Genomic DNA, 3457 nt, shown 5'->3' with positions numbered 1-3457 from the left:
CACCTTCACCATCACCGCCAAGGACGACGTCTATGTCGGCGGCCAGGCACCGATCGTCAACAAGATCGAATCGGTCACCGGCGGCGACAACTTCGAGAAGCTGACCCTTGGCAGCAATACCGTCACCACCACCGTCACCGACGAGCCGAGCGGCCAGGGCGACCTGACCACCGTGGGCATCAGCGGCGACACGTCGGTGACCGAAGGCGACACCGCGCACTACACCCTGACCCTGACCAATCCGTCCAAGACCGAGGTCACTGTCACCCTGAGCTACAGTGGCACCGCCACCAACGGCCAGGACTACACCGGCGTGGTCACCGTGAAGATCCCGGCTGGCAGCAGCACCGCCACCTTCGACATCAAGACCATCGACGACAAGCTGGTCGAGGGTTCGGAGAACTTCACGGTCAAGATCAGCGGCGCCACGGGCGGCGGCTTCGAGAACCTGCAGGTCGACGCCGGCAAGTCCAGCGTCACCACCACCATCATCGACAACGACCACGCGCCGGTGTCAACCGGTGGCGCCGTGACCGGCAGCGAAGACACCGACTACGTGTTCAAGTGGGGCGACTTCAACGTCAGCGACGCCAATGGCAAGACCGGCCTGGGCGTAACCATCAGCAAGCTGCCAGATCTGGGCAATCTGAAGTTCTTCAATGGTACCTCGTGGGTCGACGTGTCGCTGAACCAGAATATCAGCCAGGACGACATAGCCGCCGGCAAGCTTAAGTTCGTACCGCTGGCCAATCAGTCAGGCGCCGATGGCTATGGCGGCAGCGGTGTAGGCGACCAGCAGGCCGACTATGCGCAAATCCAGTTCCGGCCAATCGACGGCCAGACCCTGGGCAATACCAGTATCATGAAAATCGACATCACCCCGGTAGCCGATGCGCCGACTCTCGTCGTGGCGAGCAACAGCGTTAACTCCATCGGGCTGCTCAAGGAATACTGGAATAGCCTTACCGGCCTTGGCACCGGCAGCACTAGCATCACCGGCAATGCTCTCAAGGCGGTGTTCGATAAGTCCGGCAACCCGACCAGCAGCTCGTTGGTGACCTCTGCACAGTCTGACGCCAACGTAGCCCGCGGCAGCGGCTCGAAAACCTCCGGCCTGATCTATCTGGAAGCCGGCAAGACGTACTCGTTCAGCGGCACAGCCGACGATAGCCTACAGCTTTTGCTGGGCGGCAAGAACGTCATCAGTGGCACCTGGAGCTCGGTCGGCGCCATCAGCGGTTCGTTCATCCCGCCCACCAGCGGTTACTACACCCTGGATATCTACCACGCCAATCAGAGCGGCCCTGGCAGCTATGACGTCAACCTGTCGGTCAATGGCAGCACGCCAGTCGACCTGAGCATCGCTAACGTGCTGATGTATCCAAGCGAAACTGCGTTAAACCACGCTGGCGTGACCCTCTCCGAACTGCATGGCAGTAACGGAGAAGGCTACTACGATGGCTACAGGCTCAACGAGGGCGCCGAAGGCGGCAGCGTCAAGCTGGCCAAGATCAGTACAGCCCTGACCGATACCGACGGTTCGGAAAGCCTGAGCGTGAAGATAGGCGGCATACCGATAGGTTTCGTGCTCAGCGATGGCGTAGGCCATAGTTTCACCTCCAGCAACGACATCAGCGAAACCAATGTCACCGGATGGAACCTAGGCACGCTGACGATCACTCCGCCGCCTTACTACAATGGCTCGTTCAACCTGACCGTGACCTCAACCTCCTCCGAATCCTTGGGTGGATCGGCCAGCACCAAGGCGCAAATCCAGGTCACCGTTTACCCGGCGATCTACAACGTCAGCCTTGGCACGGACGGAGACGACGCCGACTTCGTCGGCACCGGGGGCAACGACATCATGGTCGCCGACATCAACGGCTTCAACCTGGTGCAAGGCAAGAACTACAACATCGCGTTCATAGTCGACACCTCAGGCAGCATGAGCGACACCTCGCTCATCGCAGTCAAAAAATCGCTGACCAGCGTGTTCGACGTTCTGAAGAACAGCGTGGGCAGCAGCACCTCCGGCACCGTGAACATTTTCCTGGTGGACTTCAGTAGCCGGGTCAACAAGCAGATCTCGGTGAGCCTGGACGCTCCTAACGCCCTGACCCTCCTCAAGACGGCGCTGGACTCCATGACATCGGGCGGCGGCACCAACTACGAGGACGCCTTCAAGACCACCGCCAACTGGTTCCGAAACCTCAAGGATGGTGGCAATACTGGCAGCAACCAGACGTTCTTCATCACCGATGGCAAGCCGACCTACTACCAGACCAACGAAAAGCCCAACCCGCCCCTGGGTACATCGGGTATGACCCTGGACAACTTCCTGGCCTCGATCAACTACAACCCGGGCATGGAGTTCCACGACTACATCGACAGCAGCAGGACCAACTACGTCGACATCGACAACGCTGGCAACCTACAGGTGCAATACTTAAGCGGCAGGAATTGGAGGTATGACGTTTCCGGTAAACTGCAAGCCGAAGGCAACGGCACCTACGAGCTGTCTGAGCGTGCTGGCTTCGGCATCATCACCACCAGCACCATCGCAACCAACTCGCAGGACAGCTTCAAGTTGCTTTCGAGCCTGTCCGACGTCGAGGCCATCGGTCTCAATGACAGCGTCAACCTCAACGACCTGAAACCGTATGACACCAACGGCAAGCCGCAGACCAACATTGATCCGTCGTTCCTAGCCAACGCCATCCTCGGCTACACCGAGAAGGCCCTGCCGGGCACAGATACCGTCAGCGGTCTAAATGGCAACGACATACTGTTCGGCGACCTCGTGAGTTTCAACGGCATTGTCGGCGAGGGCTACCAGGCATTGCAGTCCTATGTGGCGCAGAAGACCGGAATGGCCGCTAGCAGCGTCACCCCCGCCAACGTGCACCAGTACATCACAGAGCACTACACTGAGTTCGATGTCTCCGGCCCCCATGGCGGCAATGACACACTACTGGGCGGCGCAGGCAACGACATCCTCTTCGGCCAAGGCGGCAACGACCTGCTCGACGGTGGCAAGGGCAACGACATTCTGCTGGGCGGGACCGGCAACGACATCCTGATTGGCGGTCCGGGCAATGACATCCTGATCGGTGGCCCAGGGGCCGACACCTTCGTCTGGAAAGCTGGCGATATAGGCCACGACGTGATCAAAGACTTCAACCCCGGCGAAGGCGACCGTATCGACCTGAGGGACCTGCTGCAGGGCGAGAGCGGCAGCACCATCGATAACTTTCTGAAAATCACCACGGAGAACGGAACCTCGACCCTGCAGGTGAGCACCGAGGGTAAGCTCAATGTCGCCGGTGACTTGGCCAACCCCGACGTGAGCATCCAGCTTGAGGGTGTCAATTGGTCCAACAACAGCATCAACTCGTTGATCAGCGGCTCGGACCCAACCATCAAGATCGACAATGCCAACAGCTAATAGCCCTCCTCC

General features: G+C 59.5%; 1 protein-coding gene. It reads left to right on the top strand.

What is annotated here, in order from left to right; genetic code table 11:
* A partial coding sequence (locus tag HU729_RS25175; RefSeq protein ID WP_186711891.1) for a type I secretion C-terminal target domain-containing protein occupies window positions 1-3445 on the top strand: 3445 nt, incomplete at its 5' end.
* Window positions 3446-3457: the final 12 nt, after the last annotated feature.

The sequence above is a fragment of the Pseudomonas sp. RW10S2 genome (assembly GCF_014268985.1).
Lineage (GTDB): Bacteria > Pseudomonadota > Gammaproteobacteria > Pseudomonadales > Pseudomonadaceae > Aquipseudomonas > Aquipseudomonas wayambapalatensis.
Note: the sequence above shows the minus strand (reverse complement) of the source record. Positions and strands in the feature narration are given on the sequence as shown.